The sequence below is a fragment of the Pseudomonas sp. B12(2026) genome (genome assembly GCF_057767015.1).
In genome coordinates this window covers 5,919,442-5,931,946 of sequence record NZ_CM173430.1, presented here as the reverse complement: position 1 = coordinate 5,931,946, position 12,505 = coordinate 5,919,442, and the positions used below count along the sequence as shown (strand labels likewise).

Below are 12,505 nucleotides of genomic sequence, written 5' to 3'. Positions count from 1 at the left end.
TCGGAGGCACCATGCGTGTGCTGATTACCGGTGCGGCCGGTTTCCTTGGTCAGAGCCTGCTCAACGAGCTGGCCGTGCAGCATCTCGACTGGACCCTGATCGCCGCCGATGTCCGCTGCCTGGGTTCGCAGGGGCTGCGCCCGAACATCGAGCCGCTGCAACTGGACATCAGCGTGCCCGCCAAGGTGCGGCACTGCATCGAGACATGGCGTCCCGAGGCCATCGTGCACCTCGCCGCGGTGATCAATCCGCCGCGCGAAATGTCCGAGGCGCAGCTGCACGCCATCGAGGTCGGCGGCACCCGGACGCTGATCGAGGCCGCCTGCGAGGGGGGCGTTTCGCAACTGATCGTCACCAGTTCCGGCTCCGCCTACGGCTACCACCCCGACAATGCCGAGTGGATCGACGAGAGCCAGCCGCTGCGGGGCCATCCGCGCTTCCTCCATGCCCGCCACAAGCAGGAAGTCGAACTGCTCCTGGCCAGCGCGCGGCAGCGTTATCCACAGCTCAAGCAACTGGTCCTCAGGCCGGGCACCATCCTCGGCCGGCGTGTGCATAACCCGCTTATCGAACTGTTCGGCCAGCGCCGCCTGCTGGGCGTCACCGGCCACCCCAGCCGCTTCGTGTTCATCTGGGACCAGGATGTGGTGAACGTGATCCGCCAGGGACTGGAGCAGGGCAGCGAGGGCATCTACAACCTGGCGGGGGATGGCGCGCTGTCGCTGCGCGAGATCGCCGGGCTGCTCGGCAAGCCATACCGCTCCTGGCCGGCGCCCTTGCTGCGCGCCGGCCTCGGGGTGCTCAAGCCGCTGGGGCTGTCGAAGTACGGCCCGGAGCAGGTGGACTTCCTGCGCTACCGGCCGGTGCTGGACAACCGGCGGCTCAAGGAGGAGTTCGGCTACCAGCCGCGCTACTCCAGCCGCGAGGCGTTCCTGGCGTTCCTCGATGCGCGCGGGATGAACGGCTGACGCCGGGCCTGTGCGCCAGTCTGTGGGCAAGCTGTAGACAAGTTTGTGGAAAACCGCTCCGGCGAGGGGCCGGAGCCGTCTGGCCTCAGCTTTCCGCGTGACGGCAGCGCTGCCGGTATTCGCCCGGCGTCAGGCCCGTCCAGTGGCGGAAGGCGCGGAAGAACACGCTGGGCTCGGAGTAGCCGAGCAGCGCGGCGATATCGGTGGCCGACAGGTTGCCTTCGCCGAGATAACGCTCCGCCAGCTGCCGGCGGGTATCGGCGAGCAGCTGTTGATAACTGCTGCCTTCCTCCGCCAGGCGCCGCTGCAGGGTGCGCTCGCTCAGGCCCAGTTCGCAGGCCAGGGCCGCGCGGCCCGGCTCGCCGTGGGCGAGCTGCTTGCCGAGCAGCGCCACCACTTTCCCGCTCACGCTGGCGCTGGGCAGGCGCGCCAGCAGTCCTTCGGCGTGCTGGCGCAGGAGGTCGCGCAGCGGTGCGTTGGCCTGCGGCAGGGCGGTACCGACCATCGCCCCGGGCAGGCCCAGCGCATAGTCCGCCGCGTCGAAGCGCAGCGGGCAGGCGAAGGCGGTTGCGTAGTCGTCGAGGCATTCCGGCTGGCGGTGCATGAAGCGGCAGCCGGCGAACTCGAGGCCGGGCAGCAGGGCCTTGAGCTGGCGCGCCCAGAAGCCCAGCATGGCCAGCGCGCGGGCGCGGCTGGCGGGGCGTTCGGGGTTGAGCGGGCGGTAGGTGATCCAGACCACCTCGGGCTGCGCCTCGACCGCCACCTGGCCGCCTTCGCCGACCAGGCGCTGGTAGCGCAGGGCCGATTCCAGGGCGTCACCCAGGGTCGTGCTGCTCTGCAGCAGGTAGCCCAACGCGCTGAAGGACGCCGGTGACAGCGCGCGGCCCAGCGCGAGGCCGGGTTCGCGGTTGGGCAGGCGGGCCTGGATCGCGTCCCAGAGCGGTTCGTGCCGGGCGAAGTCGATGCGCGCGTCGGGATCGCCGAGCTGGGCTTCGTGCAGGCCGCTGGCGGCGAGCAGGGATTCGCGGTCGAGGCCGAGGCGGGCCGCGGCCAGCAGCACGGCCTGGGTCAGGCTGACGCTGACCGAGGGCGTGCGGTGTGTTTGAAAGCGTTCGTCCATGGCGGCGGATTCTGCCCTAACCCCGGGCCGGGGGTAACCTGTCGTTCGCGGCTTTGCGCGGCGCCCGGCAAGCGCCGCGCGCAATTTCCCGCCGTCATCCCGCGGCGCGCGAGCCCGGTGTCGGGGGCCGTTGCTCCTGCGCCCGCTGCACTTCCCGTTCGACGAAGTCGTCGTCGCCGTCGGCAGCGCCGGGCTGGGCGTCCGGGTCGTCCAGCACCGCGTAGGCGATGGCGCAGAACAGCGAGTTGAGGCGCTTCATGTCGCTGATCAGGTCCAGGTGCAGCGAGCTGGTCTCGATGCTCTGCACCACCTGCTGGCGCAGGCGGTCGACATGGGCGTGGGCATAGTGGCGCTCCTGCAGGCGGAAGCGCTGCTTGGCGCGCCGCAGGCGCCGCGCGCCTTCCTTGTCGCCATTGAGGAACACCGAGAGGGACAGGCGCAGGTTGTCGGCCAGTTGCCCGTGCAGCACGGTGATCTCCTCCAGGCCGTTGTCGGAGAACGAGCGGCTGCGCGAGGTCTTCTTGTCCTGCACGGCGCCGAGCATGTGCTCGATGATGTCGCCGGCCTGTTCCAGGTTGATCGCCAGTTCGATGATCTCGGCCCAGCGGCGGCTGTCGCGCTCGCCCAGGTCCTCGCGGGGCATGCGCGCCAGGTACAGCTTGATCGCGGTGTAGAGCGCGTCGACGTCGTCATCCTGCTTGCGGATCTGCTTGGCCAGCAGCTGGTCGCCGCTGTGGATAACCCGCATCAGGCTGTTCAGCATCTGTTCGACGATGTCGCCCATGCGCAGCGTCTCGCGCACCGCGTTGACCAGTGCCAGGCTCGGCGTGTCCAGCGCCGCCGGGTCGAGGTGGCGGGGCCGCACGGTGTCCTCGGGGGATTGCCGGTCCGGCAGCAGCCGGGTGCACAGCTGCGCCATCTGCTCCGTGAGCGGCAGGCAGGCGAGGCAGCGGGTGGCGTTGTAGAGCACGTGGAAGGCGATCACCAGTTCCTGGGTGCGGAACGGCCAGTCGTCCAGCCAGTGGGCCACCGGCCCCACCAGCGGCAGCACCAGCAGGCAGCCGGCGAACTTGAACAGCAGGCTGCCCAGGGCCACGCGCCGGCCGGCGGCGTTCTGCGAGACCGAGCTGATCAGGGCGAGGATGCCGCTGCCGAGGTTGGCGCCGACCACCAGGCACAGCGCCACCTTCAGCGAGATCACCTTGGAGGTGGCGAGGGTCGCGGTGAGCAGCACGGCGGCCAGGCTGGAGTAGGAAATCATGGCGAACAGCGCGCCGGTCAGGGCGTCGAGCATCACGTCGCCGGTCAGGCTGGAGAACAGCACCTTCACGCCCTTGGCCTGGGTCATCGGCTCGGCGGCGGTGACGATCAGCTGCAGCGCCAGGATGATCAGCCCCAGGCCGATGAACACCCGGCCGAGCTGGCCGGCGCGGCTCTGCTTGCGGCTGAGGAAGAGGATCACCCCGAAGAAGATCAGCAGCGGCGAGAGCCAGGACAGATCCAGGGTCAGCACCCGCGCCATCAGCGCGGTACCGACGTCGGCGCCGAGCATGATCGCCAGGGCCGGCGCCAGCGCCATCAGGCCGGTGGCGACGAAGGAGGTGGCCAGCAGCGCGGTGGCGTTGCTGCTCTGCACCAGCGCCGTCACGCCGATGCCGGCGGCGAAGGCCAGCGGCCGTTTCCGTACGCTGTGGCTCAGCACGCGGCGCAGGTGGGTGCCGTAGACCCGGAGGATGCCGGTGCGGACGATATGCGTGCCCCACACCAGCAGGGCGACGGCGGAGAGCAGATCGAGCAGTTTGAGCATGTCGGGCCCCCTCTCGCTTTCGGGGTCGCTGACCTCAACGGCCCCCGACGACCTTGCCCGCAACCCGGAAGCGCGGGAGGCCGATAAGGACACGGCAGCGTGCAGGCGTTGTCATCTAACTGTCTTGGTAGACCCCCGTCCGTCCCTGAGGGTTCGCCAAATGCCTGATTCGCTGGGGTTCCTGTGCTTGAGTAAAGCCGATCCGGGCGGGATGTGGCGGCGCGCCAGCGAATTTCCCGCAACCCGCGCGGACGGGATGCCCTGTGGATAGAATCACGGGGAACAGAGTCACTGCCGGGCATGCGGCCCGGCGAGCGAGGAGTGTGCATGGGATATGTGCGAGCGCGCGTTCTGCGGGCCGGCCTGATCGCCCTGCTGCTGGCGCTGGGGGCGTGCAGCAGCCTGTTCGGCCGCGATCCGTTGCGGGTCGACCTGGTCGGGCTGGAACCGTTGCCCGGGCAGGGCATGGAGGCGCGCTTCCTGGTGAAGCTGCGGGTGCAGAACCCCAACGAGCGGGCCATCGACTTCAACGGCATCGCCCTGGACCTGGCGGTGAACGGCCAGCCGCTGGCCAGCGGGGTGAGCGATGCCAGCGGGCAGGTGCCGCGCTTTGGCGAAAAAGTGATCAGCGTGCCGATCAGCATCTCGGCGTTCTCCGCCTTCCGCCAGGCCTGGGGCCTGTCCGGCGGGCCACCGCGCCAGGGCATGCCCTACGAGATCAACGGCAAGCTGGCCGGCGGGCTGTTCGGCACGGTGCGCTTCAACGACAAGGGCGTGCTGAACTGGCCGGAGCCGGTCGCACGCCCTTGAAGGTCTACCAACTGCGGCTGAAATAAATGCCGCGATCAATGGACAACCACGGCGCGCTTACCTTGAAGCCGTCCTCGCCGCGGAGTTTGAGGAGGTTCACGCGCTCAATCTGTGGAGCACTGATCTTTTCCAGTGATGTGCGCTCGGCGCTAGCCAGCAACTCAGGACTTTTCACCCAGTCCTGAAGATTGCGGGGTGTCAGCTCCAAGGTCACCAGCCAGCCTTTTTCTACCGCTGGGCCAAACTCATCTTTGCCCAGCTCCGAGACGTCCTTGATCTGGACATTGAACCCATCGCTATAGCAGAAGCCCTTGTATTCGGGCTTATAGGCGCTCTTGCCGGCTGCCGTAAGGGTATAGGTCAGCCCGTCCTTGTTCAGTAGGCCGACCTTCACGAGGGCATCGAAAGACTTTGCATCGTCTTCGCCTGGCGCACCTTGAGTACCGAGCGTGACGGGGATTTGCTCGAACATCCCGGTGGCGCAGGCAGGCTCATCCAGCTTGAGGGAGGCCAGCTGATTAAGGATTTCATCGTTGGAGGGTTTTCCGCCGGAACAGGCGGCGAGCAGGAGCGATACCGACAGTACGCCGGCTACAGAGAGCTTTCGGGGCATGATCTTTCTCATCCTTGGAAATGAACGCGGCCCTCTATCTCGGGCCGCGCAGATCATAACAGTGGATGAGGCCGGTTATTGGCCGGGGATGTCTTTCCGAAGTTTCACCGGGTCCGCTTCCTTCTTTCCCAGCGCGGTGCGCATGCGGATGTTCAGCGCTTCCACCGCCAGCGAGAAGGCCATGGCGAAGTAGACGTAGCCCTTGGGCACATGGACTTCGAAGGCCTCGGCGATCAGCACGGTGCCGACCACGATCAGGAACGACAGCGCGAGCATCTTCAGCGACGGGTGCTTGTCGATGAAGTCGCTGATGGAGCCGGCGGCCAGCATCATCACCAGCACCGCGGCGACGATCGCGGCGACCATCACCGGCACGTTGGAGACCATGCCCACCGCGGTGATCACCGAGTCCAGCGAGAACACGATGTCGATGATGGCGATCTGGACGATGGTGCCGAGGAAGCCGCCCATCATGCTCTTGGGTTCGCCCTCGGTGTCGTCTTCGCCTTCCAGGCCGTGGAAGATCTCGGTGCTGCTTTTCCACAGGAGGAACAGGCCGCCGAAGAACAGGATCAGGTCGCGCCCGGAAATGCCCTGCTCGAACAGGTGGAACAGGTCGGCGGTGAGGCGCATGACCCAGGTGATCGACAGCAGCAGCATGATGCGCGTGATCATCGCCAGCGCCAGCCCGAAGAAGCGCGTGCGCGGCTGCATGGCCTTGGGCATGCGGCCGACCAGGATGGAGATCATGATGATGTTGTCGATGCCCAGGACGATCTCCAGGGCAGTCAGGGTGAAGAACGCAATCCAGATTTCAGGGCTGGTCAGCCATTCCATTACGGGTTTCTCGAGTCAGTCGTTGAACAGGGAAAACAGGTCCGGCGCCGAGTGCGGGCCATTGCCGGCGTGCGCGGCGGCCTGCGAGAGTACCGGGAGCTCGCCGCGGGAGAAAGCGTCAATCGACGTGAGGCACGTGAGTGGCCCGCCTGTCGGCGGCCAAAGTGGGGCGTTTCAGGCGAGCGCCTGGATCGCCCCCATCACCAGCAGCAGGCTGGCGCCGGCCAGCAGCGTCTGCAGGGTGATGATCCCCGCCATCAGGTGGCTCTCGCCGCCCAGCTGGCGGGTGAGCACGTAGGCCGTCGGGGCGGTGGGCAGGGCGAAGAACAGCACCAGCAGCGCGCTTTCCAGCGCCGGCAGGGCCAGCAGGCGGGCGATGGCGAAGGCCAGCAGCGGCATCCCCAGCAGGCGGACCACGCAGTTCCAGCCCAGCGCCGGGACCTCCGCGCGCAGCTCCTGCGGCTGCAGCGCCGCGCCCACGCAGAGCAGGCCCAGCGGCAGGCTGGCCACCGCCAGCAGGTTGAACAGCCGGTCGCTGCCGCCGGGCAGGCCGATGCCGCTCAGGTTGAGCAGCGCACCGGCCAGGCAGGCGAGGATCAGCGGGTTGCGCACGATCGGCAGCAGCAGCGCGCGCAGGCTGATGCCGCGCTCGGCGGTGAGCGCCCAGACCGACATCACGTTCACCGTCGGCACCATCAGCGCCAGCATCAGCGCGGCCAGGGTCAGGCCGGGCTTGCCGTACAGGCTGCCCACGGCGGCCAGCCCCAGGTAGGTGTTGAAGCGCAGCACGCCCTGGGCGATGGCGCCGAAGCGCGCCGCGCTCCAGCCGCGCAGGCGCTTGGCGATCAGCAGGGCGACCCAGGCCACGCCCAGGCCGAGCATCACCGCCAGCGCCTGGCGGGCCAGGCCCGGGTCGTCCAGCGGCGCACTGGCCAGGCTGCCGGCCAATAGCGCTGGAAACAGGATGAAATAATTCAGTCGCTCGGCGGCGGGCCAGAAGGCCTCGCCGGGGAATCCCCTGCGACGCAGCACATGGCCGCCGACGATCAGCGCGAACAATGGCCAGAGGGCCTGGAACAGAGCGGTCACGGCGACCCCGCGATGGTGGAGGAGCCGGCATCTTGCCTAGTCGCGCGCGCCTGCGGCAAGGTCTGTGGATAATTCCTTGTTCCGCCCTGGCGGGGTTTTCCACCGTGGAATCGCCCTGTGGAAAGCTTTTCCACAGGGCGCCGGGCGCAACCGCGTGGCTGTTCGCATGCAGGCGCCAGGCGCTCCCCGCCCAGCCGCGGCGATCAACCGGCGCGCACGCCCCGGCTGCGCTGCACCGGACGGGTGCGATTTCGCTGGCAAGGCAGCTTTTTCTTATGACGCAACGACATATTTAATAATTTTCCGAGCCTCCCCCTTCGGCCACCATCCCTGGGTCGCATGCCGCCGGCGAGCGCGTTCCAGACGCCTGCGCCACAGAGCCCAAAGCCCGCGCATGTCCCGGTTTCCCCGGCCTCCTGGCCACTGCCGCAGTACATCGACAAAAAAGCCAAACGGCTGTGGGAGTGCTTAATGATCAAGTTCTTGCCCGCGCGCTACAGCGCGGATTCCGGCATGGCCACCGACGCCGTTTCCAACGCGCGGGCCGGCACCCTGTATCCAGCCCGTGACCCGGGCAACGTCAAGGAACAGGCCCGCCGCCGCGCGATGGGCGCTGTGCGGCGCTACCCGACACTTCCCACGCCAATCGGTAACGACCATGTCTTCCACTGAGCAAACCTTCGATTACCTCATCGTCGGCGCCGGCTCCGCCGGCTGCGTCCTGGCCAACCGCCTGAGCGCCGACCCCTCCGTGCGCGTCGGCCTGCTGGAGGCCGGCGGCAGCGATGCCAGCCCGCGCGTGCAGACCCCGGCCGGCACCATCACGCTGTACAAGAGCAAGGTGTTCAGCTGGAACTTCTACTCCGCGCCGCAGAAGCGCCTGAACAACCGCTCGCTGCATTGCCCGCGCGGCAAGGCCCTCGGCGGTTCGAGCTCGATGAACAGCATGATCTACATCCGCGGCCACGCCTCGGACTACGACCGCTGGGAAGCCGAAGGCTGCCCCGGCTGGGGCTGGAAGGACGTGCTGCCGTTCTTCAGGAAATCCGAACGCAACCTGCTCGGCCAGGACCCGGCCCTGCACGGGACCCTGGGCGAGCTGATGGTGGACAAGCCGCGTGACCCCAACCCGCTGTCGCACCTGTTCATCAAGGCCGCCGAACGCCTCGGCCTGCGCCGCAACGACGACTTCAACGGCCGCGAGTTCGAGGGCGTCGGCATCTACAACGTGACCCAGAAGGACGCCAGGCGCCTGAGCAGCTACCGCGCCTTCGTCGCGCCGCTGCAGCGCCCGAACCTCAGCGTGCTGACCGGCCGTCAGGTGGGCCGCCTGCTGCTGGACGGCGGGCGTGTCACCGGCATCGAGCTGCGCAGCGGCGAACGCCTGCAGGCGCGCCGCGAGGTGATCCTGTCCGCCGGTTCCCTCGGCTCGCCGCAGATCCTGCTGGCCTCCGGCATCGGCCCGGGCGCCGAGCTGAAGGCCGCCGGCATCCCGGTCAAACACGACCTGCCGGGCGTGGGCAAGAACCTCCAGGACCATCTCGACGGCCTGGTCACCGTGCGTTCGCCCAGCCCGCTGAGCCTGGGCTTCTCCCTTGGTTCGCTGCCGCAGATTCTGCTCTCGCCGTTCAAGTACCTGCTGGCGAAGAAAGGCTGGCTGACCACCAACTACGTCGAGGCCGGCGGCTTCGCCCGCACCCCGCTGGCGGAGGGGCTGGCCGACGTGCAGTTCCACTTCGTGCCCGGCTATCGCAGCCACCGTGGCCGCCTGTTCGAATGGGGCCATGGCTACGCCGTGCACACCTGCGTGCTGCGCCCGAAGAGCATCGGCGAGTTGCGTGTGAAGCCCGGCGGCGACATCGAGATCGACTACAACTTCCTCGCCAACGAGGAAGACGGCCGCGTGCTGGTGGAAGGCGTCAAGCTGGCGCGCAGGATCCTCGCCCAGCCGGAGTTCGACAGCCTCCGTGGCGCCGAGATGCTGCCCGGCCCGCAGGTGCAGACCGACGAGCAACTGCTCGAACACCTGCGCGAATACGCCGCCACCGTGTTCCACCCGGTGGGCACCTGCAAGATGGGCGAAGACCCCATGGCGGTGGTCGACCTGCGCCTGCGCGTGCACGGCCTGAAGGGTCTGCGCGTGGTGGACGCGTCGATCATGCCGACGCTCATCAGCGGCAACACCAACGCGCCGTGCATCATGCTCGGCGAGCGCGCGGCGGCGATGATCCTGGAGGAGAGCCGCACGACATCTGCCGCACCGGCCCAGGCCGTCCCGGCCTGATATCAAGGGCGCCCTTCGAGCGCCTTTCGCGGACAAGGTCCGCTCCTACGGTTATCCACAGCGCTGGATTGGCTCTCGTAGGAGCGGATCTATCCGCGAACCGACCGGCAGGCCGGTGTCCGTTCCGATAATCCCAGGTTGTGGATAAACCCCTACAACCCCAGCTCGCTCAGAGACGGGTGATCGTCCGGCCGGCGCCCCAGGGGCCAGTGGAACAGGCGCTGGTCCTCGCTGATCGGCAGGTCGTTGATGCAGGCGTGGCGTTCATACATCAGGCCGTTCTCGTCGAACGCCCAGTTCTCGTTGCCGTAGGAGCGGAACCAGTTGCCCGAATCGTCGTGCCACTCGTAGGCGAAGCGCACGGCGATGCGGTTGTCGGTGAAGGCCCAGAGTTCCTTGATCAGCCGGTATTCCTGCTCGCGGACCCATTTGCCGGTGAGGAACTGGACGATCTGCTCGCGGCCCTGGACGAAGGTCGCGCGGTTGCGCCAGCGGCTGTCGGGGCTGTAGGCCAGCGATACGCGGTGGGGATCGCGGCTGTTCCAGCCGTCTTCGGCGAGGCGGACTTTCTCGATGGCGGTTTCCCGGGTGAAGGGCGGGAGAGGGGGACGGACTTCGCTCATGGTGGCCTCCGATAGGCGGGTGGTGAGGAACCTGGTGCCCATCCTCCGCCCGACCCGGCAATGGGTAAATGACGGTGACCCCACAGATATTGCCAATCGCCGCGCGACGCTCTTGCTCGCGAACAGAGTCAACCGGCGACTCAAGAGCTGGGCGGGTTCGCGAGCAAGCTCGCTCCTACAACAGCCTCTTGTGCAATCCGCCCCGGTCCTGGCTCGGGCACACGCCGAACTTCGCCCGGTAGCTGCGCGACAGGTACGAAGGCGTCTCGAAGCCGCAGGCCACGCCAATTTCCAGCACGCTCATGTCGGTCTGGCGCAGCAGCTGGCGCGCCTTGTCCAGGCGCAGGCCGAGATAGAAGTTCGATGGCGTGTCGTGCAGGTGCAGGCGGAACAGGCGCTCCAACTGGCGCCGGGTGACCTGGATGTGCTCGGCCAGTTCGAGGGTGGAGAGCGGCGGCTCGGTGTGGCGCTCCATCTCGCCGATCACCCGCACCAGCTTGCGGTTGTTCACCCCGTAGCGGCTGGCCACCTGCAGACGCTGGTGATCCTGGCGGGTGCGGATGCGCCCGACCACGAACTGCTCGGAGACCTGCACCGCCAGCTCCGGGCCGTGGGCCTGGGCGATCAGGTCGAGCATCAGGTCGATGGACGCGGTGCCGCCGGCGGAGCTGATGCGCCGGCCGTCGATCTCGAACAGTTCCTGGGTCGCCTGCACCTGTGGATAAGTCTCCCGGAAGGCCTCCAGCGCCTCCCAGTGCACCGTGCAGCGCTGGCGCTGCAGCAGCCCGGCCTCGGCCAGCACGAAGCTGCCGGTGTCGATGCCGCCCAGGGTCACGCCATCGCGGTCGAGCCGGCGCAGCCACTGCAGCAGCGCCGGAGTGCAGGCGCGCAGCGGCTCGAAGCCGGCCACCACCAGCAGGGTATCGCCCGGTCCGAGCGCTCCCAGGCCGCCGTCGGCATTCATCGACATGCCGTTGCTGGCCAGCACCGGCCCGCCGTCCAGGCTGAGCAGGTGCCAGCGATACAGCTCGCCGCGGAAGCGGTTGGCCACCCGCAGCGGCTCCACGGCGGAGACGAAACCCATCACGGAAAAGCCGGGCAACAGCAGGAACCAGAAGTCTTGGGACATGGCGGGTACCGTGCGATTCGGGGGCGGCCGGGTGGCGTTCGATTGGCATAGTGCAATTGGCCGGCGCTGGCAATCGGGGTGGTCGCTGCTGTGCAAGAGCTGGTCGCCGCAGTGCGATTCGCCCCGCCTGCGGCTGCGTAACGTGAACACCAGTCCCCGCAAGGGACCGCATGACAAAACAACAACGATAACCAACGCCGCAAAGGCCTTGTGGGAGATGTCATGAAGCAATCGATCAAAGCGCTCTGCTGTGCCGTGCTGTCAGTCGCCGCCAGCACCACCTGGGCCGCCGAGCCCGCGCAGTGCCGGGACGTGCGCATGGGCACGGTGAACTGGACCGACGTGGTGGCCAGCAGCGCCATCGCCGAAGCCGTGCTCGACGGCCTGGGCTACAAGGTCAAGCAGACCAGCGCCTCGCAGCAGATCATCCTGGCCGGCATGGCCGACAAACAGCTGGACCTGTTCCTCGGCTACTGGCAACCGACCATGCAACCGGTCGCCAGGCCCTACCTGGAAAAGCAGCAGATCGACGTCATCACCCCGCCGACCCTGGCCGACGCGCAGTCCACCTACGCCGTGCCGACCTACGTTTACGACGGCGGTCTGAAGACCTTCGCCGACATCGCGAAATTCCGGGACCAGCTGGGCAACAAGATCTACCTGATCGAGCCGGGCAGCGGCTCCAACCGCATCACCGCCGAGATGATCACCCAGGACAAGTTCGGCCTGAAGGGCTTCCAGGTCGTCGAGTCCAGCGAGGCCGGCATGCTCACCGCGGTCAAGCGCGCCATCAAGCGCAAGCAGTGGGTGGTGTTCTTCGGCTGGAAGCCGCACCCGATGAACCTGCAGATCGACATGAAATACCTCACCGGCAGCGGCGACGTGTTCGGCCCCGACGAAGGCTCCGCCACCGTCTCCATCATGACCGCCGGCGGCTACCAGCAGCAGTGCGGCAACGTCGCCAGGCTGCTGCACAACCTGAGCTTCACCAGCGAACAGGTCAGCCAGGTGATGGAGCCGATCCTCGACCGCACCCAGCCGGTGGACGCCGCCAGGGCCTGGCTCAAGGCGCACCCCGAGTCCCTGCAGAAGTGGCTCGACGGCGTGACCACCTTCGACGGCAAGGACGGCCTCGGCGTCGTCCAGGCCTCGCTCAAGTAACTCCCTCTACAGGACACCCTGCGCCTCGCCGCGCAGGGGTTCCGTTCGCCCGCAATAAGGAGTG

Annotated in this window: 12 protein-coding genes; 5 read left to right on the top strand and 7 right to left on the bottom strand. The window is 67.7% G+C overall.

The features are described 5' to 3' along the window. Positions 1-11: 11 nt before the first annotated feature. Positions 12-968 carry an SDR family oxidoreductase gene (locus AC3B6A_RS27475; protein WP_488400249.1) on the top strand — a complete coding sequence of 319 codons (957 nt, stop codon included), beginning with the start codon at positions 12-14 and terminating at the stop codon, positions 966-968. Positions 969-1,053: 85 nt separating this feature from the next. On the opposite strand, the gene AC3B6A_RS27470 is transcribed toward AC3B6A_RS27475, so the two are convergent. Together AC3B6A_RS27470 and AC3B6A_RS27465 are read right to left on the bottom strand one after the other, a co-directional pair. Further along, positions 1,054-2,088: an AraC family transcriptional regulator gene (locus AC3B6A_RS27470; RefSeq protein ID WP_488400248.1), complete on the bottom strand. Its 1,035-nt coding sequence runs from the start codon at positions 2,086-2,088 to the stop codon at positions 1,054-1,056. A gap of 94 nt (positions 2,089-2,182) precedes the next feature. Continuing rightward, complete coding sequence (locus AC3B6A_RS27465) at positions 2,183-3,895, bottom strand: Na/Pi cotransporter family protein (protein ID WP_488400247.1); 1,713 nt, start codon at positions 3,893-3,895, stop codon at positions 2,183-2,185. A gap of 327 nt (positions 3,896-4,222) precedes the next feature. Here AC3B6A_RS27465 and AC3B6A_RS27460 point away from each other — a divergent pair, with 327 nt between their 5' ends. Then, positions 4,223-4,705, top strand: a complete 483-nt coding sequence (locus tag AC3B6A_RS27460) for an LEA/WHy family protein (RefSeq protein ID WP_488400246.1) — start codon at positions 4,223-4,225, stop codon at positions 4,703-4,705. 4 nt (positions 4,706-4,709) lie between these two features. Here the strand turns inward: AC3B6A_RS27460 and AC3B6A_RS27455 are convergent, their stop codons facing one another. The 3 genes from AC3B6A_RS27455 to AC3B6A_RS27445 all read right to left on the bottom strand — a co-directional run bounded on the left by AC3B6A_RS27455 (position 4,710) and on the right by AC3B6A_RS27445 (position 7,244). Continuing rightward, positions 4,710-5,318 (bottom strand): SEN1982 family lipoprotein, encoded by a 609-nt coding sequence (locus AC3B6A_RS27455; protein ID WP_488400245.1) that lies wholly within the window; start codon positions 5,316-5,318, stop codon positions 4,710-4,712. A gap of 75 nt (positions 5,319-5,393) precedes the next feature. Next, positions 5,394-6,155, bottom strand: coding sequence for a TerC family protein (locus AC3B6A_RS27450; protein WP_488400244.1), 762 nt, complete (start codon positions 6,153-6,155; stop codon positions 5,394-5,396). Between the two features lie 174 nt (positions 6,156-6,329). After that, positions 6,330-7,244 carry an AEC family transporter gene (locus tag AC3B6A_RS27445; RefSeq protein WP_488400243.1) on the bottom strand — a complete coding sequence of 305 codons (915 nt, stop codon included), beginning with the start codon at positions 7,242-7,244 and terminating at the stop codon, positions 6,330-6,332. Between the two features lie 471 nt (positions 7,245-7,715). Between AC3B6A_RS27445 and AC3B6A_RS27440 the strand changes: the two genes are divergently transcribed. Beyond that, positions 7,716-7,916, top strand: coding sequence for a hypothetical protein (locus AC3B6A_RS27440; RefSeq protein ID WP_488400242.1), 201 nt, complete (start codon positions 7,716-7,718; stop codon positions 7,914-7,916). After that, positions 7,903-9,528 carry a GMC family oxidoreductase gene (locus AC3B6A_RS27435; protein WP_488400241.1) on the top strand — a complete coding sequence of 542 codons (1,626 nt, stop codon included), beginning with the start codon at positions 7,903-7,905 and terminating at the stop codon, positions 9,526-9,528. Before AC3B6A_RS27440 ends, AC3B6A_RS27435 begins: the two co-directional genes overlap by 14 nt. Before the next feature lie 152 nt (positions 9,529-9,680). On the opposite strand, the gene AC3B6A_RS27430 is transcribed toward AC3B6A_RS27435, so the two are convergent. Together AC3B6A_RS27430 and AC3B6A_RS27425 are read right to left on the bottom strand one after the other, a co-directional pair. Next, positions 9,681-10,151: a nuclear transport factor 2 family protein gene (locus AC3B6A_RS27430; protein WP_488400239.1), complete on the bottom strand. Its 471-nt coding sequence runs from the start codon at positions 10,149-10,151 to the stop codon at positions 9,681-9,683. A 175-nt stretch (positions 10,152-10,326) separates the two neighbouring features. Continuing rightward, complete coding sequence (locus AC3B6A_RS27425; RefSeq protein ID WP_488400238.1) at positions 10,327-11,280, bottom strand: GlxA family transcriptional regulator; 954 nt, start codon at positions 11,278-11,280, stop codon at positions 10,327-10,329. 222 nt (positions 11,281-11,502) lie between these two features. Between AC3B6A_RS27425 and AC3B6A_RS27420 the strand changes: the two genes are divergently transcribed. After that, a complete protein-coding gene (locus tag AC3B6A_RS27420) occupies positions 11,503-12,441 on the top strand; it encodes a choline ABC transporter substrate-binding protein (RefSeq protein WP_488400237.1) in 939 nt (312 codons plus the stop codon). Positions 12,442-12,505: the final 64 nt, after the last annotated feature.

Bases quoted from the DNA above. Each gene is read 5' to 3' on its own strand.
- AC3B6A_RS27475 (WP_488400249.1), top strand. From the start codon at position 12: ATGCGTGTGCTGATTACCGGTGCGGCCGGTTTCCTTGGTCAGAGCCTG.
- AC3B6A_RS27470 (WP_488400248.1), bottom strand. From the start codon at position 2,088: ATGGACGAACGCTTTCAAACACACCGCACGCCCTCGGTCAGCGTCAGC.
- AC3B6A_RS27465 (WP_488400247.1), bottom strand. From the start codon at position 3,895: ATGCTCAAACTGCTCGATCTGCTCTCCGCCGTCGCCCTGCTGGTGTGG.
- AC3B6A_RS27460 (WP_488400246.1), top strand. From the start codon at position 4,223: ATGGGATATGTGCGAGCGCGCGTTCTGCGGGCCGGCCTGATCGCCCTG.
- AC3B6A_RS27455 (WP_488400245.1), bottom strand. From the start codon at position 5,318: ATGCCCCGAAAGCTCTCTGTAGCCGGCGTACTGTCGGTATCGCTCCTG.
- AC3B6A_RS27450 (WP_488400244.1), bottom strand. From the start codon at position 6,155: ATGGAATGGCTGACCAGCCCTGAAATCTGGATTGCGTTCTTCACCCTG.
- AC3B6A_RS27440 (WP_488400242.1), top strand. From the start codon at position 7,716: ATGATCAAGTTCTTGCCCGCGCGCTACAGCGCGGATTCCGGCATGGCC.
- AC3B6A_RS27435 (WP_488400241.1), top strand. From the start codon at position 7,903: ATGTCTTCCACTGAGCAAACCTTCGATTACCTCATCGTCGGCGCCGGC.
- AC3B6A_RS27430 (WP_488400239.1), bottom strand. From the start codon at position 10,151: ATGAGCGAAGTCCGTCCCCCTCTCCCGCCCTTCACCCGGGAAACCGCC.
- AC3B6A_RS27425 (WP_488400238.1), bottom strand. From the start codon at position 11,280: ATGTCCCAAGACTTCTGGTTCCTGCTGTTGCCCGGCTTTTCCGTGATG.
- AC3B6A_RS27420 (WP_488400237.1), top strand. From the start codon at position 11,503: ATGAAGCAATCGATCAAAGCGCTCTGCTGTGCCGTGCTGTCAGTCGCC.